The 18,196-nt window shown below is 61.7% G+C and carries 17 protein-coding genes; 8 read left to right on the plus strand and 9 right to left on the minus strand.

The annotated features are described in order from the left end of the window. Nucleotides 1-8 precede the first annotated feature (8 nt). Both dhaL and dhaM read left to right on the plus strand, forming a co-directional pair. Entirely contained in the window at nucleotides 9-614 is a 606-nt protein-coding gene (gene dhaL, locus ACQAYK_RS00135; protein ID WP_215872138.1) for a dihydroxyacetone kinase subunit DhaL, read from the plus strand. Then, nucleotides 611-2,911: a dihydroxyacetone kinase phosphoryl donor subunit DhaM gene (gene dhaM / locus ACQAYK_RS00140; protein WP_215872137.1), complete on the plus strand. Its 2,301-nt coding sequence runs from the start codon at nucleotides 611-613 to the stop codon at nucleotides 2,909-2,911. Before dhaL ends, dhaM begins: the two co-directional genes overlap by 4 nt. Nucleotides 2,912-2,949: 38 nt before the next feature. On the opposite strand, the gene corA is transcribed toward dhaM, so the two are convergent. The 9 genes from corA to ACQAYK_RS00185 are packed head-to-tail and all read right to left on the minus strand — an operon-like array spanning nucleotide 2,950 to nucleotide 11,237. Then, complete coding sequence (corA, locus tag ACQAYK_RS00145) at nucleotides 2,950-4,062, minus strand: magnesium/cobalt transporter CorA (protein ID WP_215872136.1); 1,113 nt, start codon at nucleotides 4,060-4,062, stop codon at nucleotides 2,950-2,952. A gap of 11 nt (nucleotides 4,063-4,073) precedes the next feature. Further along, complete coding sequence (gene minE / locus ACQAYK_RS00150; protein WP_215872135.1) at nucleotides 4,074-4,334, minus strand: cell division topological specificity factor MinE; 261 nt, start codon at nucleotides 4,332-4,334, stop codon at nucleotides 4,074-4,076. 1 nt (nucleotide 4,335) lies between these two features. Continuing rightward, entirely contained in the window at nucleotides 4,336-5,145 is an 810-nt protein-coding gene (gene minD / locus ACQAYK_RS00155; RefSeq protein ID WP_215872134.1) for a septum site-determining protein MinD, read from the minus strand. Between the two features lie 16 nt (nucleotides 5,146-5,161). Next, nucleotides 5,162-5,854: a septum site-determining protein MinC gene (gene minC, locus ACQAYK_RS00160; RefSeq protein WP_215872133.1), complete on the minus strand. Its 693-nt coding sequence runs from the start codon at nucleotides 5,852-5,854 to the stop codon at nucleotides 5,162-5,164. Between the two features lie 17 nt (nucleotides 5,855-5,871). Further along, nucleotides 5,872-6,204, minus strand: a complete 333-nt coding sequence (fdxA, locus tag ACQAYK_RS00165) for a ferredoxin FdxA (RefSeq protein WP_215872132.1) — start codon at nucleotides 6,202-6,204, stop codon at nucleotides 5,872-5,874. Between the two features lie 3 nt (nucleotides 6,205-6,207). After that, the gene (gene topA, locus ACQAYK_RS00170; RefSeq protein ID WP_215872131.1) at nucleotides 6,208-8,661 is read right to left on the minus strand and encodes a type I DNA topoisomerase; all 2,454 of its coding nucleotides are present in this window, start codon (nucleotides 8,659-8,661) and stop codon (nucleotides 6,208-6,210) included. 3 nt (nucleotides 8,662-8,664) lie between these two features. Further along, the gene (locus ACQAYK_RS00175) at nucleotides 8,665-9,105 is read right to left on the minus strand and encodes a Smg family protein (RefSeq protein ID WP_215872130.1); all 441 of its coding nucleotides are present in this window, start codon (nucleotides 9,103-9,105) and stop codon (nucleotides 8,665-8,667) included. A 9-nt stretch (nucleotides 9,106-9,114) separates the two neighbouring features. Beyond that, complete coding sequence (dprA, locus tag ACQAYK_RS00180) at nucleotides 9,115-10,188, minus strand: DNA-processing protein DprA (protein WP_215872129.1); 1,074 nt, start codon at nucleotides 10,186-10,188, stop codon at nucleotides 9,115-9,117. Beyond that, nucleotides 10,185-11,237 carry a LysM peptidoglycan-binding domain-containing protein gene (locus tag ACQAYK_RS00185; RefSeq protein ID WP_215872128.1) on the minus strand — a complete coding sequence of 351 codons (1,053 nt, stop codon included), beginning with the start codon at nucleotides 11,235-11,237 and terminating at the stop codon, nucleotides 10,185-10,187. The genes dprA and ACQAYK_RS00185 overlap by 4 nt, the downstream gene beginning before the upstream one ends. 75 nt (nucleotides 11,238-11,312) lie before the next feature. On the opposite strand from ACQAYK_RS00185, the gene def reads away from it, so the two are divergent. Genes def through moaB form a run of 6 tightly spaced genes read left to right on the plus strand, consistent with a single transcriptional unit; the run spans nucleotide 11,313 to nucleotide 18,146 of the window. Then, nucleotides 11,313-11,816: a peptide deformylase gene (gene def / locus ACQAYK_RS00190; protein WP_215872127.1), complete on the plus strand. Its 504-nt coding sequence runs from the start codon at nucleotides 11,313-11,315 to the stop codon at nucleotides 11,814-11,816. After that, nucleotides 11,809-12,744, plus strand: a complete 936-nt coding sequence (gene fmt / locus ACQAYK_RS00195) for a methionyl-tRNA formyltransferase (protein ID WP_215872126.1) — start codon at nucleotides 11,809-11,811, stop codon at nucleotides 12,742-12,744. The genes def and fmt overlap by 8 nt, the downstream gene beginning before the upstream one ends. Continuing rightward, nucleotides 12,741-14,009 (plus strand): 16S rRNA (cytosine(967)-C(5))-methyltransferase RsmB, encoded by a 1,269-nt coding sequence (gene rsmB, locus ACQAYK_RS00200; RefSeq protein ID WP_215872125.1) that lies wholly within the window; start codon nucleotides 12,741-12,743, stop codon nucleotides 14,007-14,009. Before fmt ends, rsmB begins: the two co-directional genes overlap by 4 nt. After that, nucleotides 14,006-16,231, plus strand: coding sequence for a sensor histidine kinase (locus ACQAYK_RS00205; RefSeq protein ID WP_215872124.1), 2,226 nt, complete (start codon nucleotides 14,006-14,008; stop codon nucleotides 16,229-16,231). Before rsmB ends, ACQAYK_RS00205 begins: the two co-directional genes overlap by 4 nt. Then, the gene (locus ACQAYK_RS00210; RefSeq protein WP_215872123.1) at nucleotides 16,228-17,625 is read left to right on the plus strand and encodes a sigma-54-dependent transcriptional regulator; all 1,398 of its coding nucleotides are present in this window, start codon (nucleotides 16,228-16,230) and stop codon (nucleotides 17,623-17,625) included. The genes ACQAYK_RS00205 and ACQAYK_RS00210 overlap by 4 nt, the downstream gene beginning before the upstream one ends. Next, on the plus strand, nucleotides 17,625-18,146 hold the full coding sequence (gene moaB / locus ACQAYK_RS00215; protein WP_215872122.1) for a molybdenum cofactor biosynthesis protein B: 522 nt from the start codon (nucleotides 17,625-17,627) through the stop codon (nucleotides 18,144-18,146). The genes ACQAYK_RS00210 and moaB overlap by 1 nt, the downstream gene beginning before the upstream one ends. Nucleotides 18,147-18,196: the final 50 nt, after the last annotated feature.

Genomic DNA, 18,196 nt, shown 5'->3' on the forward strand with positions numbered 1-18,196 from the left:
AGATGAGCATGAATTATGACACCGAGACCTTGATGGCCTGGATGCGCTGCATACAGGAACGCTTAGCGCAGGAACGAGCTGAGCTCGACCACCTCGATGCAGAGATCGGTGATGGTGACCATGGCAGTAATCTTTCCCGAGGGTTCGCCAAGGTAGCAGAAAAATTAGGGGAGCGGGTTCCAGAAAGTCCCGGAGCGCTACTGAAGGAGGTGGCGATGACGCTGATCGGCACGGTGGGCGGCGCCTCCGGGCCGCTCTATGGCACCTTTTTCCTGGAGACTGCCAAGGCCATGGGAGCGTCCGCTGCGTTCAGTGCTGCGGAGCTCGGTCGCTGCCTGACAAGCGGAGTGGCGGGCATACAGCGCTTGGGCAAGGCGAACGCCGGTGATAAGACCATGCTCGATGCCCTGATTCCTGCCGTGGATGTGCTGGCATCCCAGGGAGACGTCGCGGCAGCCGCCCAGTCCGCGCAAGACGGCCGAGCTGCAACCATCCCTTTGCAGGCGCGTAAGGGTCGCGCCAGTTATCTGGGCGTGCGCTCCATCGGCCATGCCGACCCGGGTGCCGCCTCCGCCGCCCTGCTTTTTGCGTGCTTGGTGAAGGTGGCTAGATGAGTCCATCTTTGCCCGTGGTCGCCCTCTTGCTTGTCTCGCACAGTCGCGCCCTTGCCGAGGCGACGGAGGCACTGCTTCGGCAGGTCACCGGAGACTCGGTACGGATTGCCGTTGCCGCTGGTGCCGGAGAGGGAGGAGAGGAGCTCGGTACCGATGCGACGCGCATCGCTGCAACGCTGTCCCAATTGGCCCCCCACGCCGTGCTCGTGCTCCTGGATCTGGGGAGTGCCGTGCTGAGTGCACAGATGGCCCTGGAGTTTCTCCCGCAAGAAGATCGGCAGCGCGTCGCGCTTTGCCCAGCCCCCTTTGTGGAAGGGGCGATGGCAGGAGCTTTGGCAGCCCAGGCCGGCCTCAGTCTCCCGGAGGTGGCACGGGAGGCCCAGAACGCATTACGCGGCAAGCAGAACGATTTGCCCGGAGCGGATAGTGACGCGGTGCGGGAATCAGTGATGCGCGTCGACGTCGGTATGGAACGGCGCTGTTACGAGCTGTCCGATCCAGCCGGTTTGCATCTTCGGCCGGCGGCAGAATTGGTGCGGGTAGCCGGTGAGGCGGGCATGGATTTCTGGGTCGGGCGTTCTGCGGTTGCCACTCCCTTGGTGGCTGGAAAAAGCCTTAGCGGGTTGCTAGCCCTCGAATTACGGCAGGGCGAGGCCCTTTGTGTCTACAGTAACGAGGCCCTTGCTCCTGACTTGCTAACGCGCCTGGATGGCCTCTTTGGGAACCCCGCGGAGGCGCTCCCGGAAGTGCGCCCGCAGGGGGTTGTTCCCGGTTTTGCCCTGGGCTTGGTGGCCGATGCGCGACTCCGACTGGAGGATTTGCTCCCCGTCGCAGAGGCCGCCACCCCTGACGGAGCAGAGCGCCTCCGGCGAGCGATCACCGTTGTCGCCAGTCGGGCGCAGGAAGAAGATATCCTTGGCGCGCAGCGCGCCCTGCTGGTGGACCCGCGCCTGCAGGAAAAGCTCGACGCCGAGTTCCGACGCGGGCAGGGGCCAGCGCATGCCTGGGCGGGTGCGGTGGAGGAACTCGCCCAGGAAATCGAGCAACTGCATGAGCCGTTGTTACGGGCGCGAGCAGCCGATTGGCGCGATCTGGGACGCCAGGTACTGGGAGAACTTTTGGGTGATCCAGAGCGACGGACGGTTGCGGAAGCGAGGCCAAGCATTCTCCTCGTTGATGACTTGTTGCCATCCATGGCGGCTAACATGGATCCTGCGCAAGTACTGGGTGTGATTGATCGCCAAGGTGCTCCCAACAGCCACGCCGCGATTCTCCTGCGTGGCGCTGGTATTCCCTATGTGATCAATGTGCGTGCTCCTGAGCTTCGCGCGGGCATAGAGGTGGCGATGGATGGCGCTACCGGGGCAGTCATCGTTGCACCGCAGAAAGCGCAGGTCGACGCCATACGGGCACGCTACACGAGGAGCGAAACCCTGGCGCTGCCGGAAGAATTTGCAGGTGAGCTGGCTCTCGCTGATGGCAGCCATGTCGAATTCTGGGCCAATGTGGCCAGCCCCGCCGAGGCGCAGGAAGCACGACGCTTAGGAGCGCGCGGGATTGGCTTGTTGCGCACGGAGTTTCTGTACCTCGACCGTTGGCAAAGTCCCAACGAAGAGGAACAGATGCAGCACGTGCAGAAAATACTCGCGCCCATGTCGGGGCGGCGCTGCGTCGTGCGTCTCTTGGATGCCGGTGCCGACAAGCCTCTGCCCTTCCTCAGGCTGCGCAGGGAAGAGAACCCGGCCCTGGGACTACGGGGTATCCGCGCCCTGCTGGCTTGCCCCGATTTTTTGCAGATCCATATCCGCGCGATCTTGCGCGCCGGTCACGGGCAGGACATTGCCCTCATGGCCCCTATGGTGAGCCAAGTGCAGGAAATTATCGAACTGCGCAGGGTACTGGCATCCTGTCATTCTGCCCTTCTCGAACAGCAGATCGATCATGCCTGGCCGGTAGCACTGGGGATCATGGCTGAAGTTCCTGCGATGTTATTGGAGCCTGGCAGTTTCCGGGGGCTAGTGGATTTTGTGTCGGTGGGCACCAACGATCTCACGCAGTATGTGTTTGCTGCGGACCGTGGCGATGAGCGGCTGCAGAATCTGGGCGGGGCCGGCTCGTCGGCGGTGTTGGGTCTGATCCAGGGCCTGTTGCAGGGACTGGACGTGCCGGTTTCAGTCTGTGGGGAAGCTGCTGGGAACCCACAGCTCGCCCTGGGCTTGGTGGAGCATGGCATTCGCCGTCTGTCGATGAGTCCCCGCAGTTTTGCCGGGGTCTGGCAGGCATTGCGAGTCGCGTAGCCATATGGCGGGGCAGGTGCAGGGGCAGTGTCGTGGAATTAGCTATGATCGTGGTTCTCGCGCTGAAACATCCAACCGCGGCGGCGGAAATACCAGATCATGGTCAAGGCAACGAGCCACATGAAGCCCACAACGATATCGTAGCCGTAGCGATAATGCAGTAGGGGGATGCCGTCGATGTTCATCCCGTAGATACCGGTGATGAAGGTGAGCGGAATGAAAATGGTGGAGATGATGGTCAGCACGCGCATGATGTCGCTCAGGCGATTGTTCACCATCGATAAGTAGATATCCATCAGACCACTGACCACGTCGCGTTCGCTGTTCAGCAGGCTCATGAGCTGAATGGTATGGTCGTAGAGGTCGTTCAAATAGGGACGTAGCCCGTCGGGCAGGAGGCGGTGCTCGCCGATGCTGTGGTTCAGGCGCGAGACCATTTCCTGCATGGGCCAGAGGACATGATTGAACAGGATCAGGTCCCTTTTGCTCTGCTGTATCTCGGCAAGTTGCGCTTTGTGAGTGCGTTGCAGGAGCTCTTCCTCCAGTCGTTCCACCTCATCGGTGAAGCCTTGTAACGCTGGAAAGGCCTGATCCACCACCAGATCCAGTAAGGCATAGACGAGGTATTCCGCCCCGCTGCGGCGAAGCCGTGACTGGTCATTCTGTATGCGGTCCAGTAGTACCGTGGTCAGCCCCTGGCGCGCGGCGGACACACTGATTACCAAGCCTTCGCGTAGAATGATGTGGAAGGGGGTGACCTGGAACTCGTGACCATGCCGCGATATCTGCTGGCATTGCAGGTGGACATAGTTTTCGAAGGGCTCGAGTTTCGCGTGCTGCTGGGCGCTTTGTATGTCTTCCAGAGTCAGGGGATGGATTTGGAAACGCGTGCCCAATTCCTCTAGTTGCGCGCGGTCTGGCGTACCATGGAAGTGCAGCCAGATGACCCCGCGATGTGCCTCGCTGCTGGCAGCGGCACTGGCAATGTTTGCTTCCTTGTCCACGGAGTAGTTTTGCGGACTGTAGACAACCAGACGTAGCTCGGCCGGGACAGCGCCCGGTTTGTCCAACAAGGTTCCCGGCGGGAGCCCGCTGCGTTGCACCTGTCCGGTAACTTTGGTTTCACGTGAAACGCGCCGACGTCTGGCCATCTGCTCCCTCGTTAGCCTGGCGAATGTTGCTCCGGAAAGAGAATGTTGAGCTCCAGCACCTCAAAGTCACCGCGGCGCTCCATGTGCACGGAAATCTGATCCTTCTCGACGGGCATGTATTTGCTGATGACCGTCAGTAACTCTTCCTGCAGTGCGGGAAGAAAGTCCGGTGTATCGGCACTGCGCTCATGCGCGAGGATCAGCTTCAGGCGATCTTTGGCGACGCTGGCCGTCTTTTTTCGCGATCCGAGAAAGTAATCGAGAAACGACATATCAGCCTCCAAAGAGTCGCTTGAAGAAGCCGGTTTTTTCAGGCTGTACAAAACGCAGTGGTCGCTCTTCGCCTAAAAACCTTGCCACGACGTCTTCATAGGCCAGGGCAACATCCGAGCCTTGCATGTGGATCGCCGGAATGCCCTGGTTGGAGGCCTGCAGAATGATCTCGGATTCCGGGATCACGCCGAGCAGCGGAATGCGTAGCAGCTCCTGCACATCGTCGAGGGAGAGCATTTCGCCACCCTGGACGCGCTTCGGTGCATAGCGGGTAAGCAGGAGATGTTCGCGAATGGGCTCGGCGCCCTCCTCGGCGCGCTTGGAGCGGGCGGCAAGAATGCCCAGGATGCGGTCGGAGTCGCGGACCGAGGAAACCTCGGGATTCGTGACAACAATCGCAGCATCGGCGTGGTACAGCGCCCGCAAGGCGCCGCTTTCGATGCCGGCGGGCGAGTCACAAACAATGTAATCGAACTGTGTCTGCAGTTCTTCCATGACCCGAGCCACACCCTCTGTCGTCAGGGCGTCTTTGTCGCGGGTTTGCGAGGTCGGCAGGATGTAGAGGTTTTCCAGCATCTTGTCGCGGATCAGCGCTTGCTGCAGGCGTGCTTCTCCATGAATGACGTTGATGAAATCGTAGACCACCCGACGCTCACAACCCATGACCAGATCGAGGTTGCGCAGGCCTACGTCAAAATCGATGACGACAGTGCGATACCCGCGCTGGGCAAGGCCGCTGGCGAAGGCGGCGCTGGTAGTGGTTTTGCCCACCCCCCCTTTACCGGAGGTGACGACGACAGTTTGGGCCACGAGTTTCTCTCCTGTATTAATTCTCCAACGCGATTATATGCAGGTGTTCACCATCGAGGGAAACCTGTGCAGCTTTGCCCCAAAGAGGGTGCTCCGCGTCAAGGGTCATGTAGACGCCGGCAATGGCTACCAGCTCGGCCTCCAGACGTTGGCAGAAAATACGTGCCGATTCGTCTCCCTGAACGCCCGCCAGGGCCCGGCCGCGTAAGGGGCCATAGACGTGGACATGCCCGTCGGCCAAGACTTCGGCACCAGCGTTGACGGCGCCCAGGCAGACCAGATCGCCACCCCGCGCGTACTGGCGCTGACCTGAGCGCAGGGGCTGGCTGAATACGCTACCGGCAGCGGCATGCGTCACCAGCGGCACATTGGAAGGCGCAGTGGCGATCTTGGCGTCGCTGCCGCGCAGGTGGGGTAGCCCGAGAGCAGCCGCGGCTTCCGCTTGTTCGTCGCTGACATTGCGCACGCCGATGGGAAAACAGCCGGCTTCGCGGAGAGTCTCCAGCCATTCGGTATAAGGTAGGGAAAGTGAGGGATCGATGTCGGTCAGGTCCAGGACGACCGCTGCCCCCTCTACCAGACGCAACGCGGATCCCTGGGCCGCAAGTTCTGCCTGCAAGGTCTTGACAGAGGCGTCCGTCAGACGCAAGACGCTGAGGGTGAATACCCCGCCACTAAGGCGCAGGATCGATTTCGGGGTAGGATTCATGTTTCACGTGAAACCGGTCAGGGCCGATCGCGCCGCAGCAGCGGCAGCTTGTCTTTCTTCCCCTTGAACTCTTCTGCCTGGGGCAGGGCCGCCTTTTTACGCAGTATGACAGGCCAGTGGCGGGTGAGTTCTGCATTCAGGGCGGTGAAATGTTTCTGGTCGTCAGGCACTTCATCTTCAGCATAGATCGCGTCAGCCGGACACTCGGGAATGCAGGCCGCACAGTCGATACATTCGGCAGGGTCGATGACCAGAAAATTAGGCCCCTCGTGAAAGCATTCGACAGGGCAGACTTCGGCACAATCGGTATATTTGCATTCGATACAATTTTCGGTGACAACGTAGGTCATGCTTCAAACCTTGGCAGGGCTGGATTTTTTGCGGGTGCTTTTAGCGCCGGCGGACTTCTTGCTGCTACTTGCCTTTTTCGCGGTGCTCGGGCTTCGACGCGCGCCCTTTTTCGCGCTGTTGTCGGTCCGTTCCTCCTCTGCTTTGGGCTCCGGCGGTAGATAGTCGCGCAACAATTCTTCGATTTCGGTCGGTTCCGCCGCTTCTGGAAAATGGAAGGCGCAGTCGGCCTGTGGACAGACCAACTCCTCACCGCGACGCTTGGTGCTCTTTTTATACAGCACTGGCCAAGTGCAGCGTGGGCAGGCGCGGGCGACGGGTTCTCCCCACACGGCGTATTTGCATTTGGGGTAGGTGTTGCAGGAGTAGAAGACCTTGCCGTAGCGGCTGCGCTTCTCCACCAACTCGCCGCTGCCACAGTCTGGACAGGTGACGCCGGTGGATTTGGGTGTGTTCAGGCTCTCCAGATATTTGCAGCTGGGGTAACCACTGCAGGAAATGAAGCGACCGTAGCGCCCCTGGCGATAGACCAAGGCCTTGCCGCAATCAGGACAGTCGCGTCCGACCGGCTCCGGTGCCTCACGCGGACCGTCGATGGGGCGGGCGTAATTGCAGTCGGGATAGCCACTACAAGAGATGAAGCGACCGTAGCGCCCCAGCTTGAGTCGTAGCGGTTTGCCGCATTCCGGGCAGTTTTCGTCGATCGCCTCGCTGGTTGCCTCGGAGCGACTGATATTGGCCTTCTCTTCCAGCCGCTCATGAAAAGGCTGCCAGAAGGCCTTCAGTACTGGCTGCCAGTCTTTCTCGCCGCGGGAGATAGCATCGAGCTGGTCCTCGAGCTCGGCGGTGAAGCCATAGTCAACATATTGGTCGAAATGCTGCACCAGAAACTGGTTGACTACCTCCCCCAAGTCGGTAGGGTGAAAACGCCGCTGTTCCACCGCAACATATTCCCGGTTCTGCAGGGTCTGGATGATGCTCGCGTAGGTGGAGGGTCGACCAATTCCATGCGCCTCCAGGGTCTTGACCAGGGTTGCGTCGCTGTAGCGTGGCGGCGGCTCGGTGAAATGCTGTTCGGCTTCGATCCCATGAAAGGCGGGTTGATCGCCGTTTTGCAGGGCAGGCAGCAGGCGTTGCTCGTCGTCTTCGTCCTGCTCGTCCTTGCCTTCCTGATAGACCACGAGAAAACCGGGAAAGGTGACCGTCGAACCATTGGCACGCAGTTGCCAGTGACTCTCCGCAGTGAAATCAACGGCTACCAGATCCAGCTGTGCCGCGGCCATCTGGCAGGCGACGGCGCGTTTCCAGATCAGGTCGTACAGACGCCATTGATCCTTGTCGAGGCGGCCCTGCAGACTATCGGGGTGACGGCGGATGTCGGTGGGGCGGATGGCCTCGTGGGCTTCTTGGGCATTTTTGGCCTTGGTCTTGAAACGACGCGCCTCTTTGGGGAGATATTCGCTGCCAAAGTGTTGTTGCACGAAGTCGCGCAGGGCGGCAATGGCATCTTCGGAGAGATTCACCGCATCGGTACGCATGTAGGTGATCAAACCAACGGTCTCGTTACCGATACTGATGCCTTCGTAAAGTTGTTGAGCAACGCGCATGGTACGGCTGGCATTGAAGCCGAGTTTGCGTGAGGCCTCCTGCTGCAGGGTCGAGGTGGTAAACGGCGCGGCCGGTTGCCGCTGACGCTGCTTGCGCTCGACCTTGATTACCTGGAGCGGCTGGCGCTTGAGGTCGGCGAGGATCTCGCTGCGTATCGCCTCGGCAGCCGCCGCATCGGGAATGTCGAATTGCTCGAGCTTTTTCTCCTGCCACTGGCTGAGGCGTGCGGAAAAACGCTTTTCCTCCTGCTCCAGCTCTGCGCTCAGGGTCCAATATTCGCGCGCAACGAAGGCGCGGATTTCGGCCTCACGCTCGCAGATCATGCGTAGGGCTGCGCTCTGCACGCGACCGGCGGAAAGACCGGGGCGTACCTTGCGCCAGAGCAGCGGCGAGAGATTGAAACCGACGAGATAATCCAACGCGCGGCGCGCTTGCTGGGCATTGACCAGATCCATGGCAATCGCACGCGGATGCGCCACGGCGTCCTGCACCGCGCGCGGGGTGATTTCATGGAAAACCACCCGCTGTACCGGTTTGCCGTCGAGCAACTTCTTGTCGCGCAGCAGCTCTACTAGGTGCCAGGAGATCGCCTCGCCCTCGCGATCCGGGTCGGTGGCGAGCCAGAGACTATCGGCCTTGCGCAATGCACTGGCAATGGCATCGACATGTTTGCCGTTGCGTGCGATTTCCGCATAGCGCATGGCAAAATCGTGTTCGGTATCGACGGCCCCTTCCTTCGGCAGCAGATCGCGCACATGGCCGTAGGAGGCAAGCACCGCAAAGTCGCCGCCCAGATACTTCTGGATGGTTTTCGCCTTCGCTGGCGACTCGACAATCAGCAAGTGGGTCATGCGTCAGTGCAGGATACGACGGCCATCGGGGCTGAGAAGTTGGTCCATCCAGTAGCCGTCGGGGCCGTCCTCGTTGACCATGACCAGAAAGGCGACCCAGTCGAGGGTCTCCAGGTCGGTTTCTTCCAGTTCCAGGGCCAGAAGACGGTCGATAATGCGCTCCCGGATACTGCTGTTGATGACGCCCAGATGTTCCCATTCCGCTAGCTGCCCTCGCGTTGCCACCGACAACTGCAGATTTTCCCAGGGTTGATAGCTGCGGATGGCAGAGCGGCTGTTTTCGGGGCTGTGGTCTTCGTCGAAGCCATCCATCCAGTCGAGGGCACGCTGAATTCCCTCTTCCGGGTACCCTGCGGCGAGCAGTTGCTCCTCGATCTCGCTGTTTTCCTCGTCGTCGTCGAGGTGGTCGAGCAGGTAACTGATGATGTCGATGACGTCTTCCATGGCAGACCCCTAGTTGGTATTGGGAAGGCGACAGAAACGCCCCCCAGGGCAGGAGGCGATATATCCTTGGATTTCCATGTGCAAGAGGATGGACGAAAGCGCCGGGAGCGTCAATCCGCAGCGGCTGGCAATCTCCTCACTGCTCAGGGTTTCCTGTCCCAGTGCCGCCCATACCTGACGTTCTGTTTCGTCTTCCGGCTGCCGCAGTTCCCGTACCGTAGCACTCTGACTGGCAGCAAAAAGAGGTCCCAGCTCTTCGAGAATATCCTGTGCTGTCTCAACCAGCTTGGCCCCGTCCCGAATCAGACGATGGGGACCGCGGGCCAGAGGGCTGTGGATCGAGCCAGGGATGGCAAAGACCTCACGGCCCTGTTCCATGGCCAGACGGGCGGTGATCAGGGAGCCGCTATTTTCCGCTGCCTCGACCACCAAAGTTCCTAGGCAAAGCCCGCTGATCAGCCGATTACGGCGGGGAAAGAGGCCACGATGGACGCGGGTGCCGGGGGGCTGTTCGCTGATGATGAGGCCAGTCGGCAGAATGGCGCGGGCGAGGTCCAGATTTTCGCGCGGATAGATCAGATCGGTGCCGGTGCCCAGTACCCCGATGGTACCCGAATGCAGGGCACCCTGGTGCGCGGCGGCGTCGATGCCGATGGCCAGGCCACTAACAATCACCAGTCCGTTCTTGCCCAGCTCCTCGGCAAAGGCACGGGCTGTGGCATTCCCCACCGGCGTCGGGTTGCGGCTGCCGACAATGGCGAAAAGTGGGTCGCGCAGCCGGGCGCGCTGACCGCGCAGAAACAGGGCCATGGGCGGATCGGCAATTTCCCGCAGCAAGGGGGGATAATCGTCATCGAACCAGGTACAGAGATCCTGCTCGGCGTTTGCCAACCATTGGCGATCGGCATCCGTCAGGCAGTCTTCCGGGTCCCGGCGCAGCCACTCCTGACTGACGGCAGGGAGATCGGGATGGCGCACGCCAAAACATGCCTCCGCAGACTCCTGTTGTTCCAGCAAGAGGCGCTGCCGTCGTGGGCCGAGACCGGGGCAGCGCAGGAGGGCAAGCCAAGCGGAGTGTTTCAAGGAGTGAGTTGAGCCTCTTGCTGCAGTTTTGCCGGTCCGGCAACCGGGTAATAAACATTGGCGCCCAAGGGAATGCCGCGCGTTGCCGAGGTGATGACGGCATAAGACACCTGGGGGAAGACGCGGAAAATCATCAGGCTACCAATTTTTTCCGGGGGCAGGGGGAAATCCTTGCCGGTGACGGCATTCTTGCCCATCCGTGCCGAGTCGTCGATCTCCATCACGTTGCCCGGTTCCAACTCGGCATTTGCGCCCTGATCGAGGATGACCACCTGCCCTACCGTGAGTTCTTCGGCGTTGTTGGTTTTGGCGACGATTTGTGCCGCGACGGCCCGCTTGGGCGCGCTCGGGAAATAGTGTGGCGCCGGACTCTGGCTGATCGGCACCAGACGGTCGCCCAGATCGATTTCCCGCCGCGCTGAGAGAATACGAATTTCTGCCTCACTACCGTTGCGCAGTACCTCTGCCGTGCCCAGGTTGACCATGCTGTAGCCTAGTGGCTTGGGGTCGGCCAGGCGATGCAGCTCTGTACCCAGACGCACGATGCTGTAGCGGGTGCCCACCGCAGCCTGGTCGAGGCCGCTGACGAAGACCTTGTCCCCGGCGGTATAGGCGGGACGCTCATGCAGTGCCGCAGCGAGATAGGGCAGTTTGTCGTACTCCTGCTTGTTGGCGACGATGGCCGGGCTGTGCAGAAAGGGCATGATGATACCCGTATGGTAACTGGGAATGGCCGCTACCTGCAGTTGGGGTTGCAGGGGAATGACCTCGACGGCGGGTTCGCCATTGGGCATCCGGTACAGGACGATACGATCGCCGGGGTAGATCAGATTGGGATTGCGGATCTGTGGATTGGCGCGCCAGATCTTCTGCCATTCCCAGGGATTTTTGAGAAAATGAGCGGCGATGCCCCATAGGGTATCACCGGGTTGTACGACATAACTGCCCAACTGCTGGCTGACAGCTGCTGGCTCGGCGAGTGCCAGGCCAGGGGCGAGAGGGCCCAGCAGGGCGCAGGCAATAGCCAGGGGTACAACACGTTTCCGCATGATCTCATCTCCTTGGGACTTCCGCGCCCCATAGTATTAGTCCAAGATAACCATTTTTGCGAGAACGGACCGGTTATGGCACTTTTGAAAATTGTCGAATATCCCGATACCCGCCTCAAAGGTCTGGCGCAGCCGGTGGCACGAATCGATCGGGTAATCCGTCAATTGGCGGATGATATGGCGGAAACCATGTACGATGCCCCGGGCATCGGCCTTGCGGCACCACAGGTGGCCGCCGGGCAGCGATTGATCGTCGTCGATGTTTCCGATGGACGCAACGAGCTGCTGACCCTCATCAACCCCGAAATCATCGAGAAATCCGGTGAGGAGGAGATGAAGGAGGGATGTCTGTCTGTTCCTGGGGTCCTCGAGACCGTGCGCCGCGCTGATCGGGTCAAGGTGCGCGCTCAGGACGTCAGTGGCAAGACTCTGGAGCTGGAAGCCGACGGCCTGCTGGCAGTCTGTCTGCAGCATGAAATCGATCACCTCAATGGCGTGCTCTTTGTCGATCATCTTTCCCGCCTGAAACAGAACCTGATTCGCCGCAAGGCAGAAAAGCGGGTGCGCCAGCATGGCTGAGGACCGGCGCATCGTCTTTGCCGGAACGCCGGAGTTCGCGCAAATCGTGCTCGCTCACCTGTTGGCACGTCAGGACCATGTCGTCGGCGTTTTGACACAGCCGGATCGTCCTGCGGGGCGCGGGCGCAAGCTGCAGGCGAGTCCGGTCAAGACCCTGGCGATGCAGGCGGGGCTGCCGGTATTACAGCCGGAATCCAGCCGCAGTCCTGAAACCCTCGACTGGTTGGCCCAGTTGGCCCCCGATCTGCTCATTGTCGTTGCCTTTGGCCAGATTCTGCCGCAGGCGATGCTCGATCTGCCGCGCCTCGGCGCCATCAATGTCCACGCCAGTCTCCTGCCGGCGTGGCGCGGTGCCGCTCCTATCGTCCGTGCGCTGGCTGCTGGCGATCAAAAAACCGGGATCTGTATCATGCAGATGGAAGCCGGACTGGACAGCGGCCCGGTGCTGTGGACACGCAGCACGCCGATTCTGGATACGGATACCGGCGCCAGCCTGCACGACAGGCTGGCGGAACTCGGTGCCGAGGCCCTCTGCGAAGCCCTCGACCGCCTGTGGCTGGGGGAACTTCGACCCCAGCCCCAGGATCACGAACGAGCGATCTACGCCAAAAAGCTGCGCAAGGAAGAGGCGCGTATCGACTGGTCACAGGACGCCGCGACCAGCGAACGCCTGATTCGGGCCTACCATCCCTACCCGGTGGCGCACACGAGTTTTCGGGAGCAGCCGTTACGCGTCTGGGCGGCGCGTTTGGGCGGCGCCAGCGGCGTACCAGGCACGCTGATCACGAATACGCCGGAAGGGCCGGAAGTCGCTTGTGGACAGGGAAGTCTGGTGCTGACCCGGGTGCAACCTGCGGGCAAGGCACAACTTTCCGGTGCTGATTTCGTGCGCGGCTACCGTCCGCAAGCGGGCGAGGTTTTCGCTTGAGCGAGGCCGTGCAGGGGAAGCGCCTGCGCCGCGCCGCTCTGCTGGCCTATCCGGCAGCGTTGGCGGGGGAACGCTTGGACTTTCTCCTGGATCGCTCCGGCCTGCAGGGGGCAGAGCGGGCTAGCCTGCAATGGTTGCTGAGTGGCGCCCTGCGCGAGGGCCAAGCCCTGCGCGAACCGTTGCAGAGTCTGTTGCGCCCCGGCAAGCAGGATGAGCAGGTGCTTGCCCTGCTGCAATTGGCGCTATACGAATTGCGCCATGGGCAACGCCCGGATTTTGCCATCGTGAATGACTGGGTGGAGGCCAGCCAGCTGATCGGCAAGACTTGGGCCAAAGGCCTGATCAATGCCGTGCTGCGCCGCTACCTGCGCGAGCGTTCGGCGCTCGACACCGTGGCGGCGTCGCCGTCGGAATCCCATCCTGCGTGGCTGCTGCAGCGCTTGCAGGCGGCCTATCCAGAGGACTGGCCCGCCATCGTCGCCGCCAATCTCCAGCCGGCGCCGCTGTGGTTGCGCGTCAATCGGCAGCAGCTCAGTCGCGATGCATACCAACGGCGCTTGCAAGAATGCGGTCACCCCAGCCGCACCTATGCCCAATTGCCGGACGCCCTGATCCTGCCCGGCAGTTTGCCAGTCCGCGAACTGCCGGGTTGGGATGCCGGCTGGGTCACGGTGCAGGATGGCGCGGCGCAACTGGCAGCGGAGATTCTCGCGCCCCAGCGGGGGGAAAAAGTTCTCGATGCCTGCGCCGCGCCCGGCGGCAAAACCGCGCATCTGCTTGCCTTGGGGGCCACAAATATACTGGCCCTGGACCGCTCCGCCCCCCGTCTGCGCCGCCTGCAGGAGGCGTTGCAACGGCAGGGCCTTAGTGCCGAGCTGCGGGAGGCCGATGCCGCCTTGCCGGAGACCTGGGGCAACCAGCAACTTTTCGATGCCATTCTCCTCGATGCGCCTTGCAGTGCCACCGGCATCATTCGTCGCCACCCGGATATCCTGCACCGCGAACCGGACCTCGTCGCCTTGCGTGACGAGCAGGCGCGTCTGCTGCGCGGTCTTTGGCAACAATTGCGACCGGGGGGGCGCCTGCTCTACTGCACTTGCTCCATTTTGCCGGAAGAAAACGAAGCGCAGATACAGGATTTCCTTGCCGGGCACAGCGACGCGGTGCGGGTGGCAGACCCACGCTGCGGTCAACGCCTCCCCGGGCAAGACGACATGGATGGCTTCTACTACGCGCTGCTGCGCAAGGTCGGTACGCAGGCATGAGCGAACGTCAGCGCCCTTCGCCGCGCCGCTACTGGTTGCGTGCACTGCGTCAGAATGATGGCGCCGACGGGAACGTCGGCTTCCTGCGCTGGTGGGCGGTGCTGCTGATCCTTCTGGTCCTGGGCTTTCTCGCGTTTACTTTTTTTGTCAGTGCCGCCGGACCGCTGAGCCCCTTTTTCATCCCCATGCTCCTCGCTTCGGCGGCCATCGTTTTGCTTCTGCTGGTGTTGGTCATGGTCGCTGTCGCCCGCCTGCTGCTGCGGGTGCGGCGCGGTGAGGTGGGCAGTCAGCTGGCCACCCGTCTGGTCGTGATCATCACCATCCTCAGCCTAACCCCAGCGGCCGTGGTGTTTGCCTTCTCCTGGCGTTACCTCAATCAAGGCATCGACTCCTGGTTGAGCGCCGCAGTGGAGAGCGCCCTCGAGCAGGCGGTAGATGTAGCCAAGGCGGGGGTAGACCGCTACCGCAGTAGCACCCTGCTGTCGGCGGAGACGATTGCCCAAGCGCTCACCGGGCAGCCGGACAGTGCCGCAGTGCTGACCGTCATCCAGATGCGTGACCAGTTTCGCCTGAGCAGCGTCACCCTCTTTTCCAGCAGCAATCGCATCATTGCCACCAGCAGCGACAACCTCGAGCTGGTCCCTCGCCTGCCCCACGACCTTTTGCTTGGCGCCCATGCCAACCATCCGCTGGTCAAAATAGCAGACGAAAACGGACAGTTCCTGGTGCGCGTGCTCATCCCGGTGATGAACCCGCAGTTTGGCCGCGGCAATCGTCTGCTCTATGTGGAGCAGGTGGTGCCGGAGCAATTCAGTCGGGCCGCTGCAGCCGTGCAAAATGCCGATCACCGCTATCGGCAGCTCACTCTGATGCGCGGGCCCATGAAGACGGCCTTTCAGATGACCCTAGCGGTCGCTCTCCTGCTGACCGCGCTCAGTGCCCTGTGGATCGCCCTGCTCCTGGCCCGGCGCCTGACCGCCCCCATCGCCCGCCTTGCCGCGGGGACGCAGGCGGTGGCGCGCGGCGAGTTCATTCCCCTGCAAATCATTCCCAGTAATGATGAGCTGGGCGTTTTACTGCATTCTTTCAACAACATGACGCGACAGCTCGCACGCGCCAAGCAGCAGGCGGCCAAGGCGCAGGAGGAGGCCGATCAGCGACGGTATTATCTGGAGACCATCCTCGCGCAGATTTCCAGCGGCATCCTGATATATGCGAATGATGGCAAGATCTCGGAAGTCAATACAGCGGCAAGGCAGATTCTGCGTTTGCCGGAAAGCGGGTTGCCGGATCCGGAAAATGAGCCGCAACTGGCCGCATTCTGGGCGCAGGCGCAGGACTGGATTCAGCAGCCACGCAACGACATGCAACGGGAGCTGCAGATCGAACGGAATGACGGTACCCAGACCCTATTGCTGCACGGCGCGCGCTTTGCCGAGCTGGGCGGGGCCGAGGGTTTTGTCCTGGTCTTCGACGACATCAGCCCGCTGTTGGCTGCCCAGCGCAGCGCCGCGTGGGGTGAGGTAGCGCGGCGCCTGGCGCACGAGATCAAGAACCCGCTCACCCCCATCCAGCTCTCGGCAGAGCGGCTGCGCCGCAAGTATCTCGAACGGCTTGGCGCCGAGGGAGAAACGCTGGATCGGGCAACCCACACCATCATCCAGCAGGTCGACGCCCTGAAAGTGTTGGTCGATGCCTTCTCGGAATACGCCCGAGCGCCAAAGCTGGACCTGCATCCCATCGATCTGAACGCCTTGATTGCCGATGTCGCCGAGCTGTATCGCGGGCAGGGCGCCGGAGTGGAAATCCACTGCGATCTGGCGCCGGAGCTGCCGCTGCTGCGCGCGGATGCCCATCGCCTGCGGCAGATCCTCAACAATCTGCTGCGCAATGCCATCGATGCCATCGCTGCTACGGCAGAACCCGCAACGGAGGGGCAGCGGCACATCTGGATTCGTACTCGGATGCTGCTCGGCCCGGAGCAACCCATGCTAGAATGGACAGTAGAAGACGATGGCCCCGGTTTTCCCGCGGATCTCCTAGCACGCGTCTTCGAGCCCTATGTGACCAGTAAACCCAAGGGCTCGGGTCTGGGATTGGCCATTGTGCGACGCATCGTCGAGGAGCATGGTGGACAGATCGAGGCTGGAAACCGGGAAGAAAGCGGGGCTTGGGTGGTGATGCGGTTTCCCCTCGCGGCGGGGGTGGCGGAGGAAGCATGAAGGAAGCGGGAAGACTCAACATTCTGGTCGTCGATGATGAGCCGGATATTCGTAGCACGCTGGCCGATATCCTCGAAGACGAGGGCTACCGTGTTACCCAGGCAGCCAGTGCCGCCGAGGCCGAGGTGCGTCTGCGCGATGGCCTCTACGATCTTCTTCTGCTCGACATCTGGATGCCCGGGGAGGATGGATTGCAGTTCCTCCGGCGTCTCGCGAGTAATGGCCTGGAGCAGCCGGTGGTGATGATGTCGGGGCATGGCACCATCGAAACCGCCGTGCAGGCGACGAAACTGGGGGCCTATGATTTTATCGAGAAGCCCCTGTCTCTGGACAAGACCCTGCTCAGCGTGGGGCACGCCCTCGAAGCCTTCCAGCTACAGCGCGAGAACCGGGAACTGCGCGAGCAGAGTGGGGTGATCGAGCGACCTACCGGTGAAAGTTCGGCTATCAAGCAGTTTCGCGAACAACTCAAACGGGTTGCAGCGGTAGACTCCTGGGTCCTGCTCCAAGGCGAAGCGGGAAGTGGCAAGGAGGTCGCGGCGCGCTACCTGCACCGCCACAGCCGCCGTGTCAACAGCCCATTCATCGACTTGCGGGCGGCGGTCATCGCTCAGCCCAATGTCACGGTCGAGCTGTTTGGTGCTGAGCAAGACGGGCGTGTGCAGCGGGGGCGTCTGGAATTGGCACACGGTGGCACCCTTTTCATCGACGAAATTGCTGACATGAACGTCGAGAGCCAGGCGCGTCTGGTCTCTGCCCTGCAGGAGCGGCGCATCCTCCGGGTGGGAGGGACGACGCCGGTGGACCTTGATGTCCGCGTCATTGCCGGCACGGCGCGCGATCTGCAAAAACTGGTAGCCGCGGGGCAGTTCCGCCAAGATCTCTTCTACCGCCTGCAGGCGCTGCCGCTGCAAGTGCCCAGCCTCGCGCAGCGCAGTGCCGATATCCCGGAGCTGGTCGAGGAGTTCATGGGGCTGTATCGCCGGCGCGAGGGTCTGAGTCGGCGGCAGTTTCTGCCGGAGGCCATGGAGGTTCTGCGCCACTATCCCTGGCCCGGAAACGTGCGGGAATTACAGAACCTGGTGCAACGCTTGTTGATTCTCAGCGAGGGTCCCGAAGTCAGTGCCGAAGAAGTGGAGGGCGCGTTGGGACTGGATCAGCGTCTGATGCCCCTCGGTAACGCCTCGCCGGATGATTTTGGCGGCACCCTGAAGCGTGCGCGCGAACGCTTCGAACGCGCCTTTCTCGAATATCACCTGGCGCGCAACGACTGGAACATTGCCCGGACGGCAGAAGCCGCCGGTCTCGAGCGTACCCATCTCTACCGCAAACTGAAGAATCTGGGGATTGGGCTGCGCGGCGAGCGGCGCCCGGAAGATGAACTGGAGGACTGATGGAAGAACGATCGTTTCAACCCCTGGGTATTGCCATCCTCACGGCCTCGGACACCCGCACCTTCGAAACCGACAAGTCGGGTGACGCTGCCGATATTTTGCTGCGCGAGGCAGGTCATCGGATCGTCCGACGTGCCATCGTTGCCGATGATCTGCTGGCACTGCGGGCGCAGATGCAGGCGTGGATCGATGACCCGCAGATCGATGTCGTCGTCAGCACGGGGGGTACCGGACTCACCGGCCGCGATGTCTGCCCCGAGGCCATGGCGCCCTTGGTCAGCAAGCCCATCCCAGGATTCGGCGAGCTCTTTCGTTATCTTTCCTACCAAGAAATTGGCACCAGCACCATACAGTCGCGCGCTGAAGCTGCGGTTTGCTCGGGGACCCTCTTTTTCCTGTTGCCTGGTTCCACGGGGGCTGTACGCACGGGGGTCAGCCAGATCATCGTCCCCCAGTTGGATATCCGTCAGCGTCCCTGCAATCTCACCCAGCTCTTGCCACGGATTCGCGGCGAGGTCTAGCGAACGCCAAGCGATAAGGTCTCTATCGCGATTGCACTGACCTGCAGTAC

The sequence above is a fragment of the Acidithiobacillus sp. AC3 genome (genome assembly GCF_050261095.1).
GTDB lineage: Bacteria > Pseudomonadota > Gammaproteobacteria > Acidithiobacillales > Acidithiobacillaceae > Igneacidithiobacillus > Igneacidithiobacillus copahuensis.